The organism is Rhodanobacter sp. C03 (genome assembly GCF_002001175.1).
Lineage (GTDB): Bacteria > Pseudomonadota > Gammaproteobacteria > Xanthomonadales > Rhodanobacteraceae > Rhodanobacter.
In genome coordinates this window covers 187,492-213,430 of record NZ_MUNT01000011.1, presented here as the reverse complement: position 1 = coordinate 213,430, position 25,939 = coordinate 187,492, and the positions used below count along the sequence as shown (strand labels likewise).

The 25,939-nt window shown below is 62.9% G+C and carries 20 protein-coding genes; 9 read left to right on the top strand and 11 right to left on the bottom strand.

What is annotated here, in order from left to right; genetic code table 11:
- Positions 1-32 precede the first annotated feature (32 nt).
- From B0E48_RS15575 to B0E48_RS15555, 5 genes are all read right to left on the bottom strand, one after another.
- Positions 33-1,535, bottom strand: a complete 1,503-nt coding sequence (locus B0E48_RS15575) for an efflux transporter outer membrane subunit (RefSeq protein WP_077519059.1) — start codon at positions 1,533-1,535, stop codon at positions 33-35.
- 2 nt (positions 1,536-1,537) lie between these two features.
- Positions 1,538-4,633, bottom strand: coding sequence for a CusA/CzcA family heavy metal efflux RND transporter (locus B0E48_RS15570; RefSeq protein ID WP_077519058.1), 3,096 nt, complete (start codon positions 4,631-4,633; stop codon positions 1,538-1,540).
- Positions 4,626-5,750 carry an efflux RND transporter periplasmic adaptor subunit gene (locus tag B0E48_RS15565; RefSeq protein ID WP_077519188.1) on the bottom strand — a complete coding sequence of 375 codons (1,125 nt, stop codon included), beginning with the start codon at positions 5,748-5,750 and terminating at the stop codon, positions 4,626-4,628. Before B0E48_RS15565 ends, B0E48_RS15570 begins: the two co-directional genes overlap by 8 nt.
- A gap of 348 nt (positions 5,751-6,098) precedes the next feature.
- Positions 6,099-8,750, bottom strand: a complete 2,652-nt coding sequence (mgtA, locus tag B0E48_RS15560; protein WP_077519057.1) for a magnesium-translocating P-type ATPase — start codon at positions 8,748-8,750, stop codon at positions 6,099-6,101.
- Between the two features lie 159 nt (positions 8,751-8,909).
- Positions 8,910-9,152 carry a hypothetical protein gene (locus tag B0E48_RS15555; protein ID WP_077519056.1) on the bottom strand — a complete coding sequence of 81 codons (243 nt, stop codon included), beginning with the start codon at positions 9,150-9,152 and terminating at the stop codon, positions 8,910-8,912.
- Positions 9,153-9,534: 382 nt separating this feature from the next.
- Between B0E48_RS15555 and B0E48_RS15550 the strand changes: the two genes are divergently transcribed.
- Entirely contained in the window at positions 9,535-11,112 is a 1,578-nt protein-coding gene (locus B0E48_RS15550; protein ID WP_077519055.1) for a sulfotransferase, read from the top strand.
- A 10-nt stretch (positions 11,113-11,122) separates the two neighbouring features.
- On the opposite strand, the gene B0E48_RS15545 is transcribed toward B0E48_RS15550, so the two are convergent.
- Genes B0E48_RS15545 through B0E48_RS15530 form a run of 4 tightly spaced genes read right to left on the bottom strand, consistent with a single transcriptional unit; the run spans position 11,123 to position 14,541 of the window.
- On the bottom strand, positions 11,123-12,037 hold the full coding sequence (locus B0E48_RS15545; protein WP_077519054.1) for a heme o synthase: 915 nt from the start codon (positions 12,035-12,037) through the stop codon (positions 11,123-11,125).
- Position 12,038: 1 nt separating this feature from the next.
- The gene (locus tag B0E48_RS15540) at positions 12,039-13,214 is read right to left on the bottom strand and encodes a COX15/CtaA family protein (protein WP_077519053.1); all 1,176 of its coding nucleotides are present in this window, start codon (positions 13,212-13,214) and stop codon (positions 12,039-12,041) included.
- On the bottom strand, positions 13,214-13,783 hold the full coding sequence (locus tag B0E48_RS15535; protein WP_077519052.1) for a hypothetical protein: 570 nt from the start codon (positions 13,781-13,783) through the stop codon (positions 13,214-13,216). Before B0E48_RS15535 ends, B0E48_RS15540 begins: the two co-directional genes overlap by 1 nt.
- Entirely contained in the window at positions 13,780-14,541 is a 762-nt protein-coding gene (locus tag B0E48_RS15530) for an SURF1 family protein (RefSeq protein WP_077519051.1), read from the bottom strand. The genes B0E48_RS15535 and B0E48_RS15530 overlap by 4 nt, the downstream gene beginning before the upstream one ends.
- 59 nt (positions 14,542-14,600) lie before the next feature.
- Between B0E48_RS15530 and B0E48_RS15525 the strand changes: the two genes are divergently transcribed.
- Positions 14,601-14,816, top strand: a complete 216-nt coding sequence (locus B0E48_RS15525) for a twin transmembrane helix small protein (protein WP_077519187.1) — start codon at positions 14,601-14,603, stop codon at positions 14,814-14,816.
- 96 nt (positions 14,817-14,912) lie between these two features.
- Here the strand turns inward: B0E48_RS15525 and B0E48_RS15520 are convergent, their stop codons facing one another.
- Together B0E48_RS15520 and tviB are read right to left on the bottom strand one after the other, a co-directional pair.
- Positions 14,913-15,920: an NAD-dependent epimerase gene (locus tag B0E48_RS15520; RefSeq protein WP_077519050.1), complete on the bottom strand. Its 1,008-nt coding sequence runs from the start codon at positions 15,918-15,920 to the stop codon at positions 14,913-14,915.
- Between the two features lie 15 nt (positions 15,921-15,935).
- A complete protein-coding gene (tviB, locus tag B0E48_RS15515) occupies positions 15,936-17,213 on the bottom strand; it encodes a Vi polysaccharide biosynthesis UDP-N-acetylglucosamine C-6 dehydrogenase TviB (protein WP_077519186.1) in 1,278 nt (425 codons plus the stop codon).
- Between the two features lie 200 nt (positions 17,214-17,413).
- Here tviB and B0E48_RS15510 point away from each other — a divergent pair, with 200 nt between their 5' ends.
- From B0E48_RS15510 to B0E48_RS15480, 7 genes are all read left to right on the top strand, one after another.
- The gene (locus B0E48_RS15510; protein WP_077519049.1) at positions 17,414-18,034 is read left to right on the top strand and encodes an XrtA/PEP-CTERM system exopolysaccharide export protein; all 621 of its coding nucleotides are present in this window, start codon (positions 17,414-17,416) and stop codon (positions 18,032-18,034) included.
- A gap of 21 nt (positions 18,035-18,055) precedes the next feature.
- The gene (locus tag B0E48_RS15505) at positions 18,056-19,594 is read left to right on the top strand and encodes an XrtA system polysaccharide chain length determinant (protein ID WP_077519048.1); all 1,539 of its coding nucleotides are present in this window, start codon (positions 18,056-18,058) and stop codon (positions 19,592-19,594) included.
- A 107-nt stretch (positions 19,595-19,701) separates the two neighbouring features.
- Entirely contained in the window at positions 19,702-20,370 is a 669-nt protein-coding gene (locus B0E48_RS15500) for a polysaccharide biosynthesis protein (protein WP_254423995.1), read from the top strand.
- 54 nt (positions 20,371-20,424) lie between these two features.
- Entirely contained in the window at positions 20,425-21,777 is a 1,353-nt protein-coding gene (locus tag B0E48_RS15495; protein ID WP_077519047.1) for an outer membrane beta-barrel protein, read from the top strand.
- Positions 21,778-21,921: 144 nt separating this feature from the next.
- The gene (gene galE, locus B0E48_RS15490) at positions 21,922-22,923 is read left to right on the top strand and encodes a UDP-glucose 4-epimerase GalE (protein WP_077519046.1); all 1,002 of its coding nucleotides are present in this window, start codon (positions 21,922-21,924) and stop codon (positions 22,921-22,923) included.
- 77 nt (positions 22,924-23,000) lie between these two features.
- The gene (locus B0E48_RS15485; protein ID WP_174566749.1) at positions 23,001-24,761 is read left to right on the top strand and encodes a hypothetical protein; all 1,761 of its coding nucleotides are present in this window, start codon (positions 23,001-23,003) and stop codon (positions 24,759-24,761) included.
- A gap of 13 nt (positions 24,762-24,774) precedes the next feature.
- A complete protein-coding gene (locus B0E48_RS15480; protein ID WP_168170381.1) occupies positions 24,775-25,848 on the top strand; it encodes an acyltransferase in 1,074 nt (357 codons plus the stop codon).
- The last annotated feature ends 91 nt before the right edge of the window (positions 25,849-25,939 follow it).

Genomic DNA, 25,939 nt, shown 5'->3' with positions numbered 1-25,939 from the left:
TCGACTTTCACAAGCATGAGCAGTATCGCGACTCACGGTGACGAAAACGCCACGTCATGTCGGTTCCACCAGCCGCCACCGAGCGCCTGGAACAGCGCTACCGTATCGGCATAACGATTCGCACGCGCCTGCACGAGGGTGATCTCGGCCTGCCGCCAGGTCTGTTCGCTATTGAGCATGGCGACCTCGCTGAGGTCGCCCAGCGCGAGTTGTTGTTGCGCGATTGCCAGGCTGCGTGCGGCAGCCCGATCAGCCAATTCGGCCGCGGCCAGCGCCGCGGCATCGGACTGCACCGCGTGCAGCACGTCGGCCACGTTCTGCACCGCATCGATCACCGTGCTGCGATATTGGGCGGCGCTCTGCCGGTAAGTGGCCTCGGCGGCGCGCTGCTTGTGCTTCAGCGTGCCGCCATCGAACAGCGGTGCAGTGATCGCAGCGCCGATATTCCAGAAGCCGGTGCCGGTGCTCAGCAAGGAACTCGCGCTGTCCGCCGCACTGCCGATGTTCGCGGTGATCTGCACGTTCGGCAGCCGGTTCGCGATCGCCATACCGACCTGTGCGCTGGCCGCATGCAACTGCTCGTCGGCCATGCGCACGTCGGGACGCTGCTCGACCAGGCGCGCCGGCAGGCTCAACGGCAACTCGGCCGGCAACTGCAACGCATCCAGCGTGAAGCGCGCATCGATGGTGTCGCTCGGCACGCGCCCGCTAAGCGCGGCAAGCAGGTCGCGTTGCTGGGCGAGCTGCTTTTCCAGTGGCGGCAGCGTGGCCCGGCTCTGTTCCAGCGCGGCCTGCTGTGCAGCAACGGCAGCTTCGGGAGCATCGCCGAGCGTCTGCTGGCGCTGCAGCGTCGCCATGATCTTTTCCTGATCCGCGATGATGCTGCGAGTGGTATCGATCTGCGCACGCAGCGAGGCTTCCTGGATCGCCGCGTTGACCAGGTTGGTGGTCAGCGTGAGATAGGTCGCCTCCAGCTGGAAGCGCTGGGCGTTCGCCTGCGCCACCAGCGACTCCACCTGCCGGCGGTTGCCGCCCCACAGATCCGGCGAGTACGAAATGCTGAGTTGCGCCGTGGTGAGGTTGTACAGCGTACTGTTCGAGGCGACATTGCTGGACAGCACGCTGCCGGTCTTCTGCCGGGTCGGATTGACGCTGGCATCGACGCTGGGGAAATACGCGCCGCGCTGCGCACGCACGTTTTCCCACGCCGCCTGCAACGCCGCCTGCGCCGCGTCGGCGTCGGCATTGTGCTTCAGCGCATCGTCGATCAGCGCATTCAGGGGCTCCGAATGGAACAACGTCCACCACTGCCCCGGGATATCCATGTCCTGCACGAGTTGCTGTGTGTTGCCGCCAGGACCGGGTGCGGCAGCAGTGGTCTGCGGCAGCGCTGCCGGCGCGTAGTCATGCGCAGCAGGCGCCGCCGGGCGCTGGTAATCCGGCCCGACCGCGCATGCGCTGAGCAGCAGACCAGTGCCAAAAGCGAGCAGCGTGTTGCCAGCGCGCCTCGCGGTGATTTTGTGGAAAGCGTGCATGGTCAGATATCCCTCGCCGACGGCGCGTGGCCGCGGCGCCTCTCGATAAAGCGCTCGATCGCGAAATAGCAGCTGGGCAGGATGTACAGCGTAAGCAGGGTGGCAATCGGCAGGCCGCCCACCACCACGGTGGCCAAGCCACGCTGCACGTCCGTGCCGATGCCGGTAGCCAGTGCGGCTGGCAGCATGCCCACGCTGGCCACGGTGGCCGTCATCAATACCGGGCGGAAGCGCTCGGTGGCACCGGCCAACACTGCTTCGGCCAGCGTCAGGCCTTCCTTTCGCACACGGTTGATATTCGACACCATGATGATGCCGTTCTGCACCGCCACGCCGAACAGGGCAATGAAGCCCACGGCCGTGGCGATGTTCAGTGTCTCGCCGCGCAGATGCAGCGAGATCAGGCCACCCACGGCAGCAAGGGGCACCACCGCCAGCACCAGGAACGCCTGATGCAGCTTGCCGAACTCGGCGAACAGCAGCACGGCCATGATCGCCAGCACCATGCCAAGCACCACGATCAGACGCGCCTGCGCGCGCTGCTGGTTCTCGAACGTGCCGGCCCACTCCAACCGATAATCCTGCTTGTCGTAGTGCACCTTCGCATCGATCTGCTGCTGGGCGTCGGCCAGATACTCCGATAGCGCACGATCACGGTTATCGATGCGGATGGTCAACTCACGATGGTTCTGCTCGTGCGAGATCGTGCTCTCACCGGTCTTCAGGCTGATATGTGCCACCAGCTTGAGCGGCACCTGTGCACCGTTGGCCGCGGTCAGTGGCAACTGGCCGATTGCCTCGATATTGTTAGCGACATCGTTCGACACGCGCGCGGTCACGTTGTAGACGCGATCGCCCACATAGACCTGGGTGATCGGTGCGCCGCCGATCGCGGTCTGGATCAGATTGCTGATATCGGCGATGTTGATGCCATAGCGTGCCGCCGCGTCGCGGTCCGCCTCGATCGCCAGCTGCGGGATCGGCGGCTCCTGGAAGATCGACGCATCCGCCGTGCCACGCACATCCCGTAGCACGTCGACGATCTGCCCACCGATGCGGCGCAGTTCCTTGAAATCATCGCCATAGATACGCAGCACCAGCGGGCTGTGCGCACCGCCGACCATGTCGTTCTCGCCGTCGACGATCGGCTGACTGATGCCCACGCTGATGCCCGGTATCTGCAGCATCCGCGTGTTGAACTTGCGCAGGAACTCCTCCTTGCTCTCGCCGTTCGCCCAGCTGCTGTAGGGCTTGAGGCCAACCGCCGACTCGACATGCGACGGCGTCCACGGATCGGTGCCGCTGTCATTACGGCCGAGCTGAGTGACCACGTAGGAAACTTCCGGAAATTCGCGCACGGCGCGACGCAACTCGGCCGTCATCGCACTGGCCTTGTCCAGCGACAGCCCAGTTGGCATCTGCACCTGCAACCACAACGAACCTTCGTCCAGGTCGGGCAGGAATTCACGCCCGATCGTCGCACCCAGCAGCACCACACCGAGCAGGGCCACGCCCGCTGTGACATAGACCACCGGCAGCTTGTGCAGCAGCCGGCCCAGGCTGGTGCGGTAAGCCGTCTGCAACTTTTCCAGCGGCTTGTTGTGGAACAGCTTGCGCGGCTTGCGCAGGGCGACATAGGCCAGCCCGGGCGTCAGCGTCACCGTGCACAGCAGCGCGGCCAGCAGCGCATAGCCCACGGTGAAGGCCATCGGCCGGAACAGCTTGCCCTCGGCGTGCTCGAACGCAAATAGCGGCAGGTAGGCGGTGATGATGATCAGGGTCGCGAAGAAGATCGAGCGACCGACATGCTTGGTCACCGTCATCACATCATCTTCGGTGAGCACCTCGTTGGGTTTCTCCTCGCGCCGGCGCAGGATCGCCTCCATTACCACGATGGTGCCGTCGACGATCACACCGAAGTCGATCGCGCCCAGTGAGAACAGATTCGCCGGCATCCTGGTGAACTGCATCAGGATGAACACGGTGACCAGTGACATCGGAATCGCCACCGCGGCCACCAGCGCCGAACGCGGACTGCCGAGGAACAGGATCAGCACGATGCAGACCAGGCCGACGCCTTCCATCACCGTGTGGAAGACCTTTTCCTTGGTCGCATTGACCAGATCGTCGCGGTCAATGTACGGCACGATGCGCACGTCCTGCGCAGCGAACTGCTGGTTGAGTTCAGCGAACTTGGCATGAATGCCTTCGAGCACGCGCGACGGATTCTCGTACTTGAGCAGGTCGACGATGCCTTCGATCGTGTCGGGATTGTTGTCCTTGCCGAGGATGCCTTCGCGTACTTGATGGCCGTACTGCAACTTGCCCAGGTCGCGCACGAACACCGGCACGCCGTTGGTCTGGGTGACCACGATGTCGCCCAGATCCTTCAGCGTGTGCACCATGCCGATGCCACGCACGATGTACGACTGCTCGCCACGGGTGATGCGGCCACCACCGGCGTTCGCGGTATTGGCCGAAATCGCGCTGCTGACCTGGCTCACGCTGACACCGTAATGCAGCAGCTGGGCCGGATCCAGTTGCAGCTGGAACTCCTTGGTGAAGCCGCCGAAGATATCGACGTTGGCAACGCCAGGAATCTGCTCCAGCGCGGGCACGATCACCCAGTTCTGCAGTTCCGACAGCTGCATCAGGTTCTTGCTGTTGGACTCCAGCGTGTAGCGATAGATCTCGCCGGCCGGTCCGGACACCGGATCAAGGCCAGGGGTGATCCCGGGCGGCAGCGCGACCTGGCCGATCCGCTCCATGATGCGCTGGCGTTCCCAGTAATCCTCGGCACCATCCTTGAATATCAGCGTGATCAGCGACAGGCCGAAGGTGCTGCTCGAACGGATGCTCACCAGCCCGGGCGTGCCGGCGAGGCCACGCTCCAGCGGCGTGGTGATCTCCTGCTCGATTTCCTCGGCGGCCAGGCACGGTACCTGGGTGGTGACCTGGGCAGTAACGTCGCTCAGTTCCGGATAGGCCTCGATCGCCAGCTGGGTCCAGGAGTAATAGCCAAAGCACGCGACGAGGATCGTCACGACGATGAACAACATGCGCTTCTGGAAACAGAAGTGGAAGATCGCGTTAATCATTGAGCAGCACTCCGCCCTTCACGATCACGCGATCACCCGCCTTCAGGCCTTTCACTACACGCGCACCGGCCGTCTCGTCATAGCTGAGTTCGACCGTGCGGCGCTCAAACGTCCACGACGACACTTCGACGAACACCGTGATGCTGTCGTTGTTCATCAGCAACGCCGATTCCGGCACGAACACCTGCGCCGGCTGCGGGATGTCGAAGCTCGCATTCGCGAACATGTTCGGCTTCAACCGTCCTTCCGCATTGGCGACGGCAACGCGCACCATGTCGCGTCGGGTGTCCGGCTGCAGCAGCGGACTGACGAAGCTGACCCGGCCGTGGAAGACCTGATCCGGATACGCGGACAGTGTGGCGTCCACCGGCTGCCCCTTGGCAACCAGCCCGACCTCGCTTTCCGGCACGTTGGCGGTGATCCATACCGTGTCCAGATTGGCGATGGTCATCATCGCGGCGGTGGCATCGTTGACAAATTCGTCCGACGAGACCGCCAACGCGGTCACGTAGCCGCTGACCGGCGCGGTGACATTCATCGCCCGCGCCGCATGCGCGCCAGCGGTACCGCCGACCGCCGCGAGGCGTGTTTGCGCGCGGCTGAACTCGGCCAGTGCCTGGTTGTAGCCACTTTGCGCCGCTTCCAGATCCTTCACTGCGGCGCCGCCGGCCTGCTGCACGCCGTGTGCGCGATCCAGGCTCTTCTTCGCAAAGTCGAGTGCATCGCGCGCCTTGTCTGCATCGGCATAGGCCTGCGCCAGGTCGCCGGAATCAATTACCGCCAGCAGCTGGCCGCGGGTGACGTGGTCACCGAGGCCAACCTTCAGTTCGACCACCTTGCCGGTCAGTGCAGGCAGCACGTTGGCCATGCGCGCCGGATCAGCCTCGACGGTCGCGGGGAACACCACCGCATGTGGCACATCGCGCAGCTCGACTTGCTGCACCACCAGTTGCGAGCGCAGCGGCGATTTCTCGGGTATGCGCAACAAGCCGTGATCGGCGATAACTGCCGGGGCCGGGGGTGCCTCGCTCGTCTGATGCGAGCAGGCGGCGAGCAACAACGCCAGCACGATGGCGACCGGGAGGCACGATGGATTTTGGACGGGACGGAACGACATGAGCTTCCCCTTCGACATGAAGGCGCGAACGAGCCCGTGACGGTCATGAGACCGACAGGCAATGCATACGGCGAGGGAAAGACAGGCCGTTCGCAGGCGAACGGCGGGCGCATCCCGGACCGCGGTTGAGCCGTCAACGGCCGCCGCGTCCGGGACTCACTTCAGGACGAAGTGCGCGCGGTGCGGCGTCGAGACGGCCGGCTTGGAGGTGGTTGTTCGGCTGAGCGACTACTGTGCAAGGTCAGAGTTCTCCTGTTTGCTGGATATCGATGACAAAAGTGTTACGCCATGCCGATGCTTCGCACCCGGCGTTCACCCTCGCCGTCCAGAGGCCATGAGGAAAGTGGATCAGAGCCAGCGTCCGTAACGGCGTATGTAGATCACCTTGACCAGCTGGGTCAGCGCGCAATACGCCACCACGGTCAATGCCAGCCACGCGAAATACACCGGCGGCATTTCCATCATGCCGATCTTCGCGCCGACCGCGGTGTATGGCAGCAGCATGCCGATCACGATGATCGCCGTGGTCAGGCCGAGCACCGGTGCCGCCGCGCTGCTCTGCAGGAACGGGATCTTGCGCGTGCGGATCATGTGCACCACCAGTGTCTGCGTCAGCAGGCTCTCGATGAACCAGCCGGACTGGAACAGCGACTGGTGCGCCGTCGAGTTCGCGCCGAACACGTACCACAACAGCAGGAAGGTGGTCATGTCGAACACCGAACTGGCCGGCCCCACCCACACCATGAAGCGACCGATGTCGCCGGCATCCCACTTGCGCGGCTTGCGCAGATAGTCCTCGTCCATGCGGTCGAACGGAATCGACAGCTGCGAGATGTCGTACAACAGGTTCAACACCAGGATCTGCAGCGGCAGCATCGGCATGAACGGCAGGAACGCGCTGGCGATCAGGATGCTGAGCACGTTGCCGAAATTCGAGCTGGCGGTCATCTTGATGTACTTCATGATGTTGCCGAAGGTGACGCGTCCTTCCAGCACGCCCTCCTCCAGCACCATCAGGTTCTTCTCGAGCAGGATGATGTCGGCCGACTCCTTCGCGATATCGGTCGCGGTATCCACCGAGATGCCGACGTCGGCGTCGTGCAGCGCCGGCGCATCGTTGATGCCGTCGCCGAGAAAACCTACCGTGTGTCCGAGGCGCTGCAGCGAACGCACCACCCGCGCCTTCTGCAGCGGCGACATCTTGGCGAACACCGTGACGCGCGCCACCAGTTCATCCAGCGCGGCATCGTCGAGCGATTCGATTTCCTTGCCCTGCACCGAATGGGTCACGTCCAGTCCCACCTCGCGGCAGATCTTGCGGGTCACCGCCTCGTTGTCGCCGGTGATCACCTTCACCTCGACGCCGTGCTGGTGCAGCGCGCGGATCGCGGTGCCCGCCGAGTCCTTCGGCGGATCGAGGAAGGCCAGACAGCCGACCGCGATCAGGTCACTTTCGTCGGCCACGCTGTACGGCCGATCGTGGCTCGGCTCGCGCTGCACCGCGACCACCAGCACGCGCAGGCCGTCCTCGTTGAGCTTGTGCGTCATCTCCTTGATGTCGCGCCGGCGCTCATCGGTCATCGGTTCGGTGACGTCGCCGACCTTGGCATAGGCGCAGATCGACAGCATCTCCTCGACCGCGCCCTTGCAGATCAGCAGGTGCTCGCCATCGTCCCGGGCCACCACCACCGACATGCGCCGGCGCTGGAAATCGAACGGGATTTCGTCGATCACCCGGTAGCGGGTGGCCGCGGCTTCCAGGTCCCGGTGCTCCAGCACCGCCTTGTCCATCAGGTTCTTCAGACCGGTCTGGAAACGGCTGTTGAGGTAACCGAATTCCAGCGCCTCGTCGGACTCCTCGCCATCCAGATCGAGATGGCGCTCCAGCACGATCTTGTCCAGCGTCAGCGTGCCGGTCTTGTCGGTACACAACACATCCATCGCGCCGAAGTTCTGGATCGCGTTGAGCCGCTTCACCACCACCTTGCGCCGGGACATCGCCAACGCACCCTTGGAAAGGTTGGCCGTGACGATCAGCGGCAGCATCTCAGGAGTCAGGCCGACCGCGACGGACAGCGCGAACAGGAAGGCCTCGGTCCAGTTGTGCTTGTCCAGCCCGTTGATCAGGAACACCACCGGCACCATCACCGCCATGAAGCGGATCAGCAGCCAGCTGACGCTTTTCACGCCGCGGTCGAAACTGGTCTGCACGCGCTGGCCGGACATGCTGTGCGCCAGCGAGCCGAGATAGCTGCGCGCACCCGTCGCCACCACCACCGCCGTGGCGGTGCCGCTGATCACGTTGGTGCCCATGTAGCAGACCGTGGGCAAGTCGAGCGCGTTGTCGTAATGCTGCGGACCGCTCATGCGCGCCGGCGCGGACTTCTCCACCGGCAGCGACTCGCCGGTAAGAATCGCCTGGCTGATGAACAGATCCTTCGCGCTGAGCAGGCGCAGGTCGCCGGGCACCATGTCGCCGGCGCCCAGGTGCACGATGTCGCCGGCGACCAACTCGACCACCGGCACCTCGATCTGCTCGCTGTGGCCATCGGAGGCCTTGCGGGTCACCGTGGCGGTATTGCGCACCATCGCCTTGAGATTCTCGGCCGCGCGTGACGAACGGAACTCCTGGGTGAAATTCAGCAACACGCTGATCGCCACCATCACCGCAATGATGATCGGCCCGGACATGTCGTCCGGCGTGGCGAATACCTGCACCACCGCCAGCACCAGCAGCACGATGATGAACGGGTTCTTGAACGCACGCAGCAGTTGCCGCGACCAATGCGGCGGCTTCTCGTGCGAGACCTCGTTGATGCCGTCGCGATGCAGTCGCGCCTCGATCTGCTCCTCATCGAGACCGGCCGGAGTGGTCTCCAGCGCCGCCAGCAGTTCGTCGTTCGCGCGGAATGCCTCCTGCGCAACCGCCGTATGCAGTACTACTGCCGCACCTTTGCCCGCCGCCTTGCCTGCGACGGCCTGATTGGATTGCTTGATCATGACCCGCTTCCGTGAATTCGCTGATGCCAGTCGCCGGTGCGAGTCTGCGGAATCAATCCGCCAACTGCGTCATCGTCGGTGCGCAAGGCCGCGCATGCTGCCGGAATGGAGCCGCTGCTGGCGGAGGCCACCCCTTCTTGCATGACGTCATCACGACCATCAGCGACTGGATACCAGAGCGAGATGTACGGACGATGGCAGCGCCTCGGCCGGGGCGGGCGCGGACGCACGGCTGACCGCCACCGGGGTCCGGCGGTGCAGTTCGATCACGTTGCTGCCGGCGGCCGCACGTTCGAGCGGGGCGGGCACGGTGATCGCGTAGGGGCGGCGCGCAGCCTCACGACGGCCATGCAGCAGCCGGCGCAGTGCGCGCAACAGAAGGGTATCGCGAAGGAGCTTCATGGGCCCATCTCCTCGTAACGACGCCTATGGCGTCGTCAGGGGTGGGCCGGACTTTCCCTAGTCGAGGAAAGCACCAGCCGACCGCAGGCGGTCGCCGCAGGCGTTCAACTTGTTGTTATGCGTCGCCGGCATCCGATGCTCGCGGATGTCGACGTTGCGACTAGGGTAAACGTCCATATGCCTTGGTTTGTCAGGACTGGGAGCCAGCCGACGCGGTGCGCCGGGAGGCGCGCGCATTGTCGTGCTGCGCTGCGGAAGTGTCAACCCATCGATCGTATCCGGGCGGGCAGATTCCGGGGAACGCGCGCAACGGCGCGTAATCCATACAATGTCGACACATCGCAGAATCATCGACCATCCTCCTGTCTCGACCCGGAATCCCATGACTGATCCTGCCAAGCTTTACGCCCAGGCCACCTCTGCCTACAACCAGAGGAACTGGCGGCAAGCACTGGAACTGTCGATGCAACTGTTACCGCAGGCACCGAACCATGCTGAGCTGTACTACCTGGCGGGACTGTCGGCACTGGAACTGCAGCAGATGTCACAGGCACTGTCGTACTTGCAGCGAGCCGTTCAGCTGTATCCGCAACGTGCCGACTATGCGACGCAATTCGCCAAGGCGCTGTCCATGGTCAACCTTTCTGCCGATGCCGTGGTCGTCGCGGAGAGGGCGCTCACCTTGCTGCCCCTGGATGCGCATACACTCGACACCCTCGGTGTCATTTTCACACGCGCCAATGCCCACGAGCGTGCCACCTCGCTGTATGAGCGTGCTGTCACGCTGGCCCCGCAACATCCCAACTACCGCTACAACTTCGCCAAATCGCTGGCATTCCTGGGCCGACTGGATGACGCCGAGCGCGAACTCGAGTCCTGCCTCCGGCTGACGCCGGATCATTGGGGCGTGCACCTGGCTTTGTCGCAACTGCGCAAACAGAATCCGACCAACAATCATCTGGAGCGTCTGCACTCGCTATTGCCGAAGGGTGCGGGCAACCCAGCGGCACAAATGAACCTGCAGCTGGCGCTGGCCAAGGAGTGCGAGGATCTGGCCGACTATTCCAGGGCATTCGAGCACCTCGTCGCCGGCAAGCTGGCCGCCGGCAGCATGCGCCACTATTCGCCGCGGCAAGATGAAGTCCTGTTCGAGAAGTTGATCCAGGCATCGCCCGAACCACAACCCGTTGGTACAGGCTGTTCGAGCGATGAGCCGATCTTCGTGATCGGCATGCCACGCTCGGGCACCACCCTGGTCGAACGCATCATTTCCAGTCACCCGGACGTGCATGCAGCCGGCGAATTGCAGAACTTCGGGATCGCGCTAAAGCGCGCCTCAGGCAGCCGCACGCCTCAACTGCTCGACGCGGACACCATCGAGCGTGCGCGCGAAGTTGACTGGCAACAGCTGGGCGAGGCCTATCTGGCCAGCACCCGTCCCGATACCAGCCACAAGCCGCGCTTCATCGACAAGTTGCCGCACAATTTTCTGTATGTCGGGGCGATCGCGAATGCACTGCCCAATGCCAAGATCATCTGCCTGCGGCGCGATCCGATGGACACCTGTCTCAGCAATTTCCGCCAGCTCTTCGCACCGGCATCGCCGTACCACGATTATTCGTACGACCTGCTCGACACCGGCAGGTACTACGTCCTGTTCGATCGCCTGATGGCGCACTGGAAACAGGCGTTTCCGGGGCGGATCCTGGAAGTGGACTACGAAACGCTGGTGGATGCGCAGGAGGCCAAGTCGCGGGAGTTGCTGGAATTCTGCGGCTTGCCGTGGAATGACGCCTGCCTGCACTTCGAAGACAATCAGGCACCGGTGACCACGGCCAGTGTGGTACAGGTGCGTGAGCCGATCTACCGCAGCGCAGTCCAACGCTGGAAGCAGTACGAGGCGCAGCTGACCGGACTCAAGGAACTGCTGGAGAGTGCCGGCATCGCGCTCAAACCGTAAAACGCGGTGCTCAGAGCGAGGGCTGGAACACCAGCCCGTGCTGCACCATCGGTTCGACCAGCCAGTGATCGGCCAGCAGGAACGCGAACAACGCCATCAGATACACGATCGAATACTTGAACACCTTCATCGGGAACAGCTCGTCCGGCGGGTTCAGCAAACGCACCGCGTAATACAGGAAGCCCACGTCCAGCACGATGGCACCTCCCAGATAGATCAGGCCACTCATCCCGGTCAACGCCGGCAGCAGAGTCACCAGCACCAGCAGCACGGTGTAGAACAGCACATGCCAGCGGGTATAGACCACGCCATGGGTGACCGGCAGCATCGGCACCTGCGCCCGCGCGTAGTCGTCGCGACGGAAGATCGCCAGTGCCCAGAAATGCGGCGGCGTCCACACGAAGATGATCAGGCACAACTGCAGAGCGAACGCATGCAGATGCCCGGTCACCGCCGTCCAGCCCAGCACCGGCGGGATCGCGCCGGCGAGGCCGCCAATCACGATGTTCTGCGGCGTGGCGCGCTTGAGGTACGCGGTGTACACCAGCGCGTAGCCGATCAGGCCGCCGAGGGTGAGCAGTGCGGTGAGCAGGTTGACCAGCAGCGCCAGCACCAGCATCGAGGCGATGCCAAGCAGCACGGCAAACACCAGCACCTGGCGCGGCGTGAGTGAGCCGGTGGCCAGCGGACGTCGCGCGGTGCGCGCCATCAGCTTGTCGATGCGCTCATCGATCAGGTGATTGAACGCGGCGGCCGAACCGGAGGCCATCCAGATGCCCAGCGTGCCGAATACCAGCGCGCGCCACGGCGGGATGCCCGGCACGGCGAGGAACATGCCGATCACCGCGCAGAACACCAGCAGCGCGACCACGCGCGGCTTGGTCAATTGCAGGTATTCGCTGATCGGATTTCTAGTCAGTTCCATTTCAGCGTGGCTCCAGCGACAGGGACATCGAATCATCATGCCGACGCTGCGTACGCGCCAGCGTGGCCAGCAGGGTGAACAGCAAAAGTGCGGCCACGCCATTGTGCGCGGTTGCCACCGCCAGCGGCAGCCCGAAGTACACATTGCTGATGCCCAGCAATACCTGGCTCACCAACGCCACGGCGATCGCGATGCCAAAGACGCGCAGACCACGCCGTGCCAGCTTGTGCGACAGCCAGCCGAGGTAGCAGAACACCACCAGCGCGCCGAGCCGATGCACGAGCTGGATCGCGCTGCGTGCGGCCATGTCCAGCACGCCACCTTCGTAATTGACGCCGATCCCACGCCACAGCACGAAGCCCTGATGGAAGTCGGTCGGCGGCGCCCATTGACCGAGGCATTGCGGGAACGAGCCCGGGCCGTAGCCACAGGCCAGTGCCGCATAGTTGGCCGAGGTCCAGCCACCCAGTGCGATCTGGCAGAACAGCACAACCACGCCGATCGTCACCAGCCGACGCAGGTCAGCCAGCCGGTCGTCCGGCGCCCCGATGCCGACAAAGCGCAGCGCCGCGTAAGCCAGCAGCGCGAACGTGGTGATGCCACCGAGCAGATGGCCCATCACCACCACAGGCTTGAGCAGGAGCGTCACCGTCCACATGCCGAGCATCGCCTGGAAGATGATCACCGCCAGCGCCAGCACACAGATCCGCCACGCACCCGGTCGCCGCAATGCAATCGCGGCGAACAACGGCAGCGCGATCGCGCATAGCGCCAGCAGTGACGACCAGCGATGCTCACCGCTGATGTAAAGGCCCACCCCGACGGCCGCGAACACCGCGCCAGCGATCACCGCCAACTGCGCGCCGCGCCGACGCCAGCTGGCCAGCAGCGCCAGTGCCAGCACCAGCACACCGAGCGTGCCGGCGAGGAAGCGATGCACCTGCTCGCGCCAGGCCTTGTGCGCCTCGTACGGACGATCGGGAAACGCCGCATCGGCCTTGGCCACCGCCTGCGCATGCTGCGGCCAAGTCGCCTCGCCATAGCAGGTCGGCCAGTCAGGACAGGACAGGCCGGCATTGGACAACCGCACGAACGCGCCGAACATCACCAGTCCGAGTGCGAACACCGCGGCCAGCAGGGACAAGCCACGCAGCACCCTCAGCGAGCGCGACGCCATCACTTGATCACCTTCTGCAGATCCTTGCGCAGGCCAGACGCATCGAATCCGGCCGGATACCACGACAGCGCGGTGCCGTTGGACTCCACCAGCAACGCGCTGACGCTGTCCGGCGTGGTCGGCCGGTAGCTGGCCAGCTTGCCGGCGACATCCTCGCCGAGCTGCCAGTAGTTCTTCATGCCGTCGCGATCGTCGTTCGCCGGTGGTGTGCCCAGATACAGCAGGCGCAGACGCGACTGGTTGCGATTGAGCGTGACCCGGGCGGCCGCCATGCTGGTCAGCGTCGCCAGACACTGCGTCGAGCAGCCCGGACCGGCCAGCGCCACCAGGGTCATGCGCGGCTCGCTGTCGCGCCAGGCGTAAGTCTGGCCATCGACCAGCAGCACCTGCAGTTTCTCGTCGACGAAATTGCGCTGCGGCTGGATCGGCTGGCCATTGCCCTTCGCGCCCGGCTGCCAGCCGCTCCAGGTGAGCAGGCCGGCGGCGATCATCGGCGCGGCAAACACCAGCGCGATCAGGATCAGGAACATCCGGCTGCGGCGCAACGACTTGGGATCAACTGTGTTCATCGGATTTCATCGTCATTCGGGGAACGGGATTTACGCGGCCTGCGCTTGCGATTGAGCACCAGCAGGATCACCACCGCTGCGATGGCGAACGAGAACCACTGGAACGCGTAGGCGCGGTGCCGCGCCGGCGGCATCGAGGAAAAGTCGAGCGTGTGCACGCGCACATAGATCGAGGCCGGGTCGGCATCCAGCGCCAGCACGCGCGGATACAGCGGCCGACCGAGGTCGCGGGCGACTGCCAGCGGGTCCAGGAAGATGCTGCTCTTCGGCCACTGCGCCTGCCGCGCCAGCGCATCGCCACCCATCTCGAAACCGAGCGGCGGCGGCGGCACGTACAGACCCTGCAGGCTGATCTCGCCGGTCGGCAAGGGTGGCAATTGCGGTACCTGCGCGGTGCCGTTGCCGGGCAGGAAGCCCAGGTCCACCAGCAGCAGTTGTTGCGATGGATCGCGCAACACGAACGGTGCGAACACCTCCACCCCGCCACGCTCGTCGTGCTGGGGATTGTCCAGCAGGTACAGCCGATCAGCCAGGTAACGACCGTCTACCTGCACCCGCGGGAAGCCATCGGCGGGTGGCGTTTCGGCCACCTTGGCGAAGTCCTGTCGCGGCGCCGAAGCCGATGCGGCATACCGCCGCAGAAGTGCTTCCTTGAAGTCGGCGCGATGCAGCTGCCAGACGCCCAAACGCATGAACAGCAAGGCGCCAGCCGCGGTCAGCAGCAGCGCCCACCACGGCGGACGACGGAATCCGCTCACGCGGCGTGCCTGCCCGTGGTCGCTATACTGTCGAGGTCGAAATGGATCGGATCAATCACGTGGAAACCGTCTACAAATGTGCGCTGGTGGTGGTGCTGCTGGTGGTGATCTTCAGCCTCGGCCAGGCGCTGTACTTCATGATGACCGACAAGGACGACGACAAACGCACCGTATGGGCGCTGACCCGCCGCATCGGCCTGTCGCTGGTGCTGATCGGCATGGTCGCGCTCGGTATCTGGATGGGCTGGCTGCACCCGCACGACGTCGGTCAGTGATTGTACCCGGCCGCACCGGCCGCCGCGCCGTGCCCGCGACAAATCGCGCGGGGCAAGCAATGGACTGCGCCCGGTTACGCCGCGGTGTAACGCCGCTTAGCTGCGGTAATACTCGCGATACCACTGCACAAAACGGCTGACGCCCTCTTCCACCGACACGCTCGGGCAGTAGTCCACCGCCGCGGCCAGCGCCGACATGTCCGCCTCGGTATCGGGGACATCACCCGCCTGCAGGGGCAGCAGTTCCATCTGCGCCTTGCGCCCCAGGCACTGCTCCAGCACCTCGATATAGCGCAGCAAGGCCACCGGCCGCTCGTTGCCGATGTTGAAAAGTCGATAGGGCGCGAGGCTGCTGGCCGGGTCAGGCGCCATCCCGTTCCATTGCGGGTTGCCGGTGGGTACGGCATCGAGCGTGCGCAGCACACCCTCAACGATGTCATCGATATAGGTGAAGCTGCGCTTGTGATGACCGTGGTTGAACACCTTGATCGGTTCGCCGGCCAGAATCGCCCGGGTGAACAGGAACAGCGCCATGTCGGGCCGTCCCCACGGGCCATACACGGTGAAGAAGCGCAGGCCCGTGCACGGCAGCCCGTACAAGTGCGCGTAGCTGTGCGCCATCATCTCGTTGGCTTTTTTCGACGCCGCGTACAGCGTGAGCGGATGTTCGGTGGGCTGGTGCTCGGAGAATGGCATCCGGGTATTCGCGCCATACACCGAACTGGTGGAGGCAAACACCAGATGCTCGACGTCGTGATGGCGGCAGCCTTCGATGATGTGCAGAAAACCGGTGACATTGGTCGACACGTAGATATGCGGATTCTGCGCGGCGTAGCGCACGCCGGCCTGTGCGGCAAGGTTGATCACGCGCTGCGGCTTGTGCGTGGCAAACGTCGCCTCGATCGCCGCGCGATCGGCCAGATCCGCCGCCACATGGGTGTAACCCGGGTGATCCATGAAGCGCGCCAGCCGCGCCTTCTTCAGGTTCACGTCGTAATAGTCGCTGAGGTTGTCGATGCCGATGACTTCATCGCCGCGCTCAAGCAGGCGCAGGGCGACGTGCGAGCCGATGAATCCGGCCGTGCCGGTGACAAGAATCTTCATTGCGTCCTCATTAACTCAAAGTCGGCCGTCGACTGCATCGCGCGGCAACACATACTTGACGTCGTACAGCACCGAAGAAGGCTTGCCGAACGCGCGAATGCCCGCGCTGCCGATCTCGGCGAATTGCCGGTGGCCCACCGCCACAATCACCGCATCATACTGGCCCGACTGTGGTGCACTGACCAGGGCAATGCCGTATTCGTGCATCGCCGCCGCATGGTCCACCCAGGGATCGACGATGTCGACCTCGACGCTGTAGCCGTTCAGCGCTTCCACGATGTCGACCACGCGGGTGTTGCGCAGATCCGGGCAATTCTCCTTGAACGCCAGGCCTAGAATCAGGATGCGTGCACGCACCGGATTGATGCCCTTGCACACCATCAGGCGGATCACTTCGCCGGCGATGTACTGGCCCATGCTGTCGTTGGTGCGTCGGCCGGCCAGGATGACGTCGGGATGATGGCCGACTTCCTGCGCCTTGTGCGTGAGGTAATACGGATCCACGCTGATGCAGTGGCCGCCGACCAGGCCGGGCCGGAATGGGAGGAAATTCCACTTGGTGCCGGCCGCCTGCAGCACTTCCAGGGTGTCGATGCCCAGCTTGTTGAACAGTTTGGCCAGATCGTTCACCAGTGCGATATTCAGGTCGCGCTGGGTGTTCTCGATCACCTTGGCGGCTTCGGCCACCTTCAGCGAACTGGCCTTGTGCGTGCCGGCGGTGATGATCGAACCGTACAGGCGGTCGACAAAATCAGCCACCTCCGGCGTGGAACCGGAGGTCACCTTGAGAATGCTGGTGACGCGATGCTGCTTGTCGCCGGGGTTGATGCGCTCGGGACTGTAACCGGCGAAGAAGTCGCGGTTGTAGGTGAGGCCCGAGATTTTTTCGAGAATCGGAACGCACACTTCCTCGGTGCATCCGGGATACACGGTGGACTCGTACACCACGATATCGCCAGCCTTGATGACCCTGCCCAGCGTTTCACTGGCCTTGATCAAGGGCGTCAGATCCGGACGCTTGGCCGCGTCGATCGGCGTCGGCACGGTGACGATGTAGACATTGCAAGCACGGATATCGTCCGGCGCAGCACTGAAACGCAGACGAGAGGCGGCCGCCAGTTCATCGGCATCTACCTCCAACGTGATATCTCTTCCGGCACGTAGTTCCTCGACACGAGTTGTATTGATATCGAAGCCGAACGTGTCGTAAAACTTGCCAAATTCGACCGCCAGTGGCAACCCGACATAACCCAGTCCAACGATGGCGATCTTGGTATTTTGCAGAGGCTGCATGCGACTCATCCGTGGTTGTTTTCTGTTTGGGTGGTGTCGCCGCTGACTGGCGCCAGATCATGGCCACGCCCGAAGCGGGCCAAAAACCGTTCTGAACGCGGGTACGGCTACAGACTTTGACGATTCAAGCCGGTAATTCATTGTTTGTCATTATGTTGTGATAATGTTCACAACCTGCAAGTCAATCAGGGGTGGTTGTCATGAAGAGCTTGTATCGCTTCCTTGCGTTATGCCTACTTTTGATGCTGACAGGCTGCGCCACCGGCCCCGGATCCAGCGAGCCGCCCAAGCTCAACGCCGACGCCCAAGCCGTGAGCCAGTATCACATCGGCGTCGACGATCAACTGCAAATTTCGGTCTGGCACAACCCGGATCTCAGTGTAAGCGTACCGGTACGGCCCGACGGCAGGATCACTGTACCGCTGATCGGTGACGTCGAAGCCGGCGGCAAGACGCCTGAGCAGGTCGCCGCCGAGGTCAAGGACAAGCTGCAGGCCTATGTGCGCGATCCGCAGGTGGCGGTGATCCTGATCGAGCTGCGCAGCCACGAGTACCTGTCGCGCGTACGCGTGACCGGCGCCGTGCGCACTCCGGTCTCGCTGCCCTATCGCCAGGGCATGACGGTACTCGATGCCGTGCTGGCCGCCGGTGGTACCACCGAGTTCGCTGCCGCGGATCGCACCGAGCTCTATCGCAAGGACGGCACCACCACCCAGTCCTATGCGGTGCGCCTCGACAAGATCCTGCAGCAGGGCCAACTGACGACCAACTATCCGGTACAACCCGGTGACGTCATCACCGTGCCACAACGCTCGTTCTGAGGCTGAAAGACAGGCACCGCCATGAGCGAAGAAATCACTCCGTTTGCCGCGATGGTGCCGGTGCTGGTGAGCGAGGCACGGCGGCGGCGCATCGCCCTGGGTCTGGTGTTCGCGGTCACTGCGCTGGCGGCGCTGATCATCGGTGCGCAGTGGCCGAAAAAATACGATGCGTCCACCACCATCCTGGCGCAGGAAAGCAGCATCATTACCCCGTTGATGGAAGGTGCCGCCTCGACCACGGCAAACGCCAACCGCGCCGGCATCGCGCAAGCCGTGATCTTCAGCCGCAAGGTGATGGGGCAGATCCTGGTCGTCGGCGGATGGATGGCCGCCCGACCAAATCCGGTGGAACAGGATCGATTGATCGAGGCGATCAAGGCCCGCACCAAGGTCGTGATCTCGCACGAAAACCTGATCACGATCAGCTACTACGACTCCGACCCGAAGCGGGCCTATGATGTTACCCGCGAGTACGCGCAGCTTTTCATCAGCGAAAGCCTGGCCTCCAAGCAACGCGAAAGCCGCGACGCCTTCGAATTCATCAACGGCCAGGTCGAGGCCTACCGAAAGAAGCTGACGGACGCGGAAGACAAGCTCAAGGACTATCGCGGGGCCAATGCCGATGCCCGCCCTGGCAGTGAGACGGACACCGATGCCCGCATCAGCCAGTTGCGCACCCAGATCGAGAATTCGCGCATGGATCTGATGGAGAAGCGCTCACAGGAAGCCTCGCTGAATTCGCAGCTGTCAGGCGAATCCGAAGTCACTGCGGTGCAGACCACCCAGGGCATTTATCAAACCCAACTCGCCGACTTGCAGGCCCAGCTCGACAAGCTGCTGATGTCCTATACCGCGGACTACCCCGACGTAGTCCGCGTCCGCCACCAGATGGAAGATCTGCGGCAACAGATCGCCCAGGCTGATCGGCGCCAGCAGGGCGGCGCGCCAGCCGCGGTCGAAAACAACTCACAGTTCAATCCGCTCTATGGACAACTCAAGAGCCAGCTGTCCGCCAGCCGCGCTGACATCGCCGCGACCAGTGCACGCATGAGCGCGAGTGAGTCGATGCTGCAATCCGAGATGGAACGCAGTACTCGCATCGCCAACTCGGAAAACGTCACGTCCGAACTGACCCGCGACTACAACGTCAACCGAGACGTCTACCAGGATCTGCTCAAGCGCCGCGAAAACGCGCGCGTGTCGATGAACCTGGATGCCAAGCAGCAAGGCCTCACCTTCCTCATCCAGAATCCTGCCGTGATGCCGCTCACCCCGTCCGGTCTGCGCTTCATGCATTTCGGTCTGGGCGGGATCGTCCTTTCGCTGGTAATTCCGTTGGGCCTGCTGTTCGCTATCGCACGGTTCGACCCGAGAGTACGCTCGACCGCGCAGCTTGAGCGCGCCACCGGGCTGATGGTGCTGGCGACGATTCCGTTCTATGCCACGCCACAGGATCGGCAACGTGAGCGGCTGCGTAACGTGCTGCTGGCGCTGATCGTTGTGGGAGTTGCGTTGGCCTATCTGGCGCTGTTCTGGCTCAAGCTGAAGGGAATGGCATGAACGGGCCTGATGACGACAAATTGCTCATCGACCCCGATGGCACGACACATGGAGTCAAACCGAGCAACCTCACGCAGCGTGCTGCCACCGGTCACTCGATCGCGCGCATGTCGGAGAGCAGCGCCCTGGTTCCGCTGCAGCTGGAACAGCGCCGACTGATCCACCGTGAGGATTCGGTGCGCAGGCAATCCGATGCCTTTCGCGAGATACGCACGCGTCTGCTCTGGCTCGGCGGCGAGCACAACTTCGTCACCTTGGTAGTCCCGGTGAGCCCGCGTTCGGGCGGCAGTTTCGTGGCCCGCAACCTCGCCACCGCGTTCGCTTTCGATGAAGCCAAGACCAGCCTTCTTATCGATTGCAACCTGCGCTATCCGGCTCAGCACAAGGCGTTGGGAGTGGATGCGAGTACTGGCGGCCTGATCGATTATCTCGAGCATCCGGCAGCCGGCATTCAATCGGTGCTGTACCGGACCGGGATCCCCCGCCTGCGGCTGATCCCGGCCGGCAAACCGCGCGAAAATGGTGGCGAATATTTCTCATCGTTTCGCATGCGCGCGGTGATCGACTCGCTGCGCTGCCGCTACCTGGATCGCTATCTCTTTCTGGATGGCCCGGCCATCAAGGGTTCGCCGGACGCGCGCATCCTGTCCGACCTGGCCGACTTTGTGGTCGTGGTGGCAGGGTATGGGCGCGATACGCCGGCAACAATCAGTCATGCCGTTGCCAACTTCGATGCCAACAAGGTGGCCGGGGTGGTTTTCAATCACGCACCCTGATCTGTCGCGTCGCAAACAACAGGCCTGGCGGCCTGTTCCATGGGGGATCGATACATGCCTGCATCTAGCACGCTCAGTTGCGCGGTTGCGCTGGCGCTTGCCGCTGCCTCGGGCGCGGCGACAGCAGCACAGTTCGACTATTCGCTGTTTGCCGGTATTGAACACAGCGACAACATCAATTTGAGCACATCCAACCCGATCAGCCAGAACGTGCTGATTCCTGGCCTCAATTTCACTTTCGTGCAGCAGGGCTCCGCCGTGCAGACGAATGTCTCGGGCACCCTGCAATACAAGGATTATCTCGGCAACGCGTTCGACAATCAGACCCTCGTGCAGCTCACAGGGCAGGCCAACTGGACCGTGCTGCCGCAGCGGCTGGACTTCACCATTCAGGATTTCGCAGGAGTGGAGCCGCTCTCGACCCTGTCCAGCGACGCGCCAAACAACCAGCAGCAAACCAACGTGGTGATGCTGGGGCCGACCCTGCATTTCATGCTCGGCGATACGCTGCGTGGGCAGGCCGAGCTGCGTTATATCAACAGTGACGCATCGAAGGTCAAGGAATTCGATTCTTCGCGTGGCGAAGCTGCTCTGCGCCTATTCAAGGATCTCGGCCCCAACGATCAATTGTCGTTCAATCTCGAAACCCAGCACGCCGATTTCTACAACGCCCCAAGCGATTCCGATAACAATCCCGACGGGGTTTTGAACAATCCCGACTTCACCCGCAACGAGCTGTTCGGACGCTATGTCAGCAAGCTCACTCACTTCAATCTGGACGTAGCACTCGGCTGGTCGCAAATCGATTTCAAGGCAGCACCCACGGTTTCCACTCCGATGGCCCGAGTGACCTTGGGCTGGGTGGCAACGCCACACAGCAGTTTCAGCGTCACCGCTGCGCGTCAATACTCCGATGCGGCTCTGGATATGGCTCTGCAGCCTGGACAGACCTTTATTGGCAACGGCGTGGCTCCAGGCAGCACCGCATCAAGCATCAGCACCGGCGGGGCCGTGATCGACCCGCAGGTTTACCTGGATCAACGGCTTGAGGGGGTCTACACCCTCACCACCGACCGGCTGACGCTGACCGCATCGCCGCTGTACCGCAAACTCGACTACTTGAACGATCACTCGTTCGACCAGACCGGCCACGGTGGTAGCGGCGCCCTTGACTATCGGTTACGCGAGTCCATCACGCTTTCGGCCTATGTCAACGAGGAAACACTCAACTATCGGTTTCTCGGCCGCCGCGACGAGTCAATCAACTACGGCATCAGCGCGACCTACACCAGGACACCGCATTGGAGTTGGCGGCTCTCGATTGACCACCGTCAACTCAACAGCACCGCTTCGGGTGCTGGCTACCGCGCAAACGAAATTTATTTCGGCGTCGTGTTCAGGCGATGAACGTGCGCAACGCACACATCACCCACCACGGCTAGGCACAGCAGGCACAGCTTGAAATGCTGATTCATTCCGCTGGTGCTCGGCAGCGTTCAGCCAGATAGCGGGCAGCATTCTCTCCGGAACGGCCAGCATGGGAAGTATCAGATGAATCGTCACGCGATACTCGTAACCGGCGGAGCCGGCTATATCGGCAGCCATGTCACCCAGCAGCTGCGCGCGCGCGGCGAGCGCGTGATGGTGATCGACAACCTGGTCAGTGGCTTCCGCGAAGCAGTGCAGGATGCTGAACTGATCGTCGGCGATGTCGGTGATCGCATGCTGGTCGCACGGGTGCTGGCCGAACACCGTGTCGATGCGGTGCTGCACTTCGCCGCGCATACCGTAGTTCCAGAATCGGTGCGCGACCCACTCAAGTACTACGGCAACAACACTTGCAATACGCGCAACCTGCTGGCTTGCTGCGCGGAAGCTGGCGTCCGCCAGTTCCTGTTCTCCTCGACCGCCGCGGTCTACGGCATGCCGGCCAGCGGCGTGGCCGACGAGGACACGCCCACGCAGCCGATCAATCCGTACGGCATGTCCAAGCTGATGTCCGAGACGATGCTGCGCGACCTCAGCGCGACCGGCGCAATGCGGCACGTGATCCTGCGCTACTTCAATGTCGCCGGCTGCGATCCGCAGGGCCGAATCGGCCAGTCCACACCAAACGCCACACTGCTGCTCAAGGTCGCCTGCGAGCATGCAGTCGGCAAACGCGACAGCTTGTCGATCTTCGGCACCGACTACGACACCCCGGACGGCACCGGTATCCGCGACTATATTCACGTCGAGGATCTGGCTGCGGCCCATCTGCGCGCACTGGATCACCTGCGCGCCGACGGCGAGTCGCTGACCCTCAATTGCGGCTATGGCCACGGCTACAGCGTGCGCGAGGTGATCGATGCTGTTCAACGCATCAGCGGTCATCTGCTGAAGGTGACCGAGCAACCGCGACGCGCGGGCGATCCGCCCATGCTGATCGCCCGTGCCGACCGACTGCGCAGCCGACTCGGCTGGGCGCCTCGCCATGACGATCTCGATTTCATCGTGCGCACCGCGTTGGCGTGGGAACGCAAGCTCGCGGCAAAGCTGACCGTGAGCAACTGAAATGAACATCACCCGCATCGGTCATGCTTCAGATGCGTACAGCACCCACCTTCCGTAGCCACGGCAGGATGCCTGGCATGGCCTCATCCCACGTTCAATCACGCATTGCATTCCGATGGCTGCTTGCCGCGCTTGCCGCCTTGGCATTCGGCGTCGGGGTCCAGGCTGTGCGCACGTATCGCGAAAACATCGTCAACGATGATGGCGCCGGCACATCGCTACTCCAGCCACCACAAGTCATGCTGAGTGGCGGCACCAAGATGGATCCCCGCTGGCAGCGCATCGAGCTGCGCCGCCACGGCGCCATCGGCAAGAACGTGGCCGTCACGCTCGGCATTCCCTTTCCGCCTGGCATGCTGCGCGATGCCAATGAAGTCCGCATTGTCGATGAGCATGGTGATGTGTTGCCGTCCCATGTCGAGCCGACACTGTACTGGCACTTCCAGGACAGCAGCATTCGCGCGGTACGCGTGCAATTCCATGTCGAACTTGACGGCGACAATCGCGCACTCCGTTTTACTGTCGAGCCGGCCGACGGCACTAGGCAGGTGGACGGATGGCCCTATGTCGACGGGCTTGTCGAGAATGCCGACGGCGTGCGCGTACCTGGCGTGCTTGCCATGTTGAGTCCCGAATGGATGTCCGCCTCGCTGATCGCTGGCCCGCAGCAGCCAGCTCTATCGCCGGGACCCTATGATCGCTACTTCGCTGCGCAGTTCAAATGGGCACAACCTTTGCCGCGCGACGAGGGTTCTTCCTGGTTGTTCGATCGGCCGACGACGCTGTTTCAGCAATACGTGCGCACCGGACGTGAAGATTACCTGGCGGCAGCCAGCGAAAGTTACCGCTATTACATGGAGCACCTCCGTCGCATCGGCGGACCGGGCTGGCCACTGTGTGGCGGCGGCTGGAGCCTTGGCAAAGTCAGTGTCTGCGACCCCAAGTACGTCTACGTCGAGCCGATCCTGTTCGCGCTCGCACTCACCGGCGATGACAGCGAGCACGATCCCGCACTTATCGAGCGCATGATCGGCGCATGGGATACCGGCGGCTGGAATTTCCCTGCCGGCCCCTATACCAAACCGGAGCAGCGTTTCACCGAGCGCGAAGCGGGGCTCGGTCTGCTGGCGACGGTCAGTGCATACGAGATTACCGGCGACAAACGCTATCTCAAGCGGATCGATGATCGCCTGGGCTGGCTGTATCAGCATCAGCAGCATAATCCGGACGGCCTCGGCGATGATGGCTCCTGGCGCAATAGCTGGCAGGCGCACGAGGGCGACAGCTACGACGCGGCCAGCGATGTACGCGGTACCTCACCGTGGATGACCGAAAACATCATCGACGGGCTGTGGCACGCGTGGCTGGTCACCGGCGATTGGCGCATCCCGCCGATGATCACCGGTTTCGGTCGCTACCTGGAACACCATGGCTGGATCGACCTGAAAACCATCGCGGGCAAGGACTGGCGCGATACCTGCAGCGGTCATGATGGCCAGATCAGCTGGTACTGGTCCTCTGCCCATGCCAGCGACAAGCAGCTCATCGCCATCGAAAACTCCGATGGCTGGTTTAGCGATGCACACGACGTCGAAATGACGTTGCCAGTGGCGGCCGCCCGCTACTTCGAAACCGACCCTGTGCAGCAGCGCGCACTGGATCAGCGGCTGGCGCGACTGTCCAGCTCGTACAGTCTGGATTGCGCCGCGAACGGTGCTACGCCGCGACGCTTCAACTGGAACAACCGCGGCGTCGGTGTGGTGCAATGGCTCATGCGTCAATTCGATGGCTCCACGCGTCAAAACTCGCCGCCCGTGCACGGCGGCAAGCTCCCATAACAGGAGACTGCCAGTGAAAAACTCGAGAATTGCTTCCCTCGATGGCATACGCGCGATCTCGATTGCGCTTGTCTTTCTGATGCACGCAGATGGAACGCGTGGCTTTCCGGCGTGGCGTATCAGCAACTTTGTGGGAGATCTCGGTCACCTTGGTGTAACCGTGTTCTTCGTCATATCCGGCTACTTGATAACGACCCTTCTCATCAACGAATTCAGCGCATCCGGGACGGTCTCTCTCAAAGACTTCTACGCGCGGCGAGCATTGCGCATTCTTCCCGCCGCTTATGTCTATCTGCTCGTCATTGCAGTCGCGACGTGGCTCTCCTGGATCGCGATCCGTCGCGTGGATTTCCTGGCCGCCATTGCGTACCTGACCAACTATGACGCCCACCGGCCATGGTATGTGGGGCATCTGTGGTCGCTCGCGGTCGAGGAGCAGTTCTATTTTCTCTGGCCGCTATTGTTTGTGTGGCTGGGTCAGAGGCGCGCCCTGTTCGTCGCGCTGGCGGCTTTCCTTGCTGCGCCGGTTGTGCGCGCAGCCATGCACCTCATGATCGCACCAGGGCCGTATCGCGATCTGGAAATTTTCCCGGCGGTTGCGGACGGCATCGCGATTGGCTGCGCCTTCGCGATCCTGCGCCCCCGATTGCTCGCGCAGAACTGGTACGTGAGGACCACGGCGAGCCGTGCGATGTGGCTGCTGCTCCCACTGATCATCCTGATAAACCGGTTTGACGGTTACACGCTGGTCGATTTTTTCGGATCACCGCTGAAGCTCGTGGCGATTACCGTTCTCATCGAAGCGAGTACGCGCCATGCTGCAACGCGCATGGGGAAATTCCTGAACTCTGCACCGATGATTTTCGCCGGAACGCTGAGCTATTCGCTCTATCTCTGGCAGCAGCCTTTCCTGAACAGACATCTCGATAGCTGGCTTACCACGTTCCCGCTCAATATAGCGATCGCAATAACAGCCGCCATTTGCTCCTACTATCTGGTGGAGCGCCCGTTCTTGCGAATGCGGCGGCGCTACGCGGGCAGAACGTCCCCAACTGCCGATTCCACACCATCTCTGCTCGAAACCTGAGGTTCCCATCCCGGTTGGATATTGGCCATACAATGTGATCGCTTGCCGAGGGGTTGCACCGTGGACCGCGGACAAACCAGCGCCTCACACA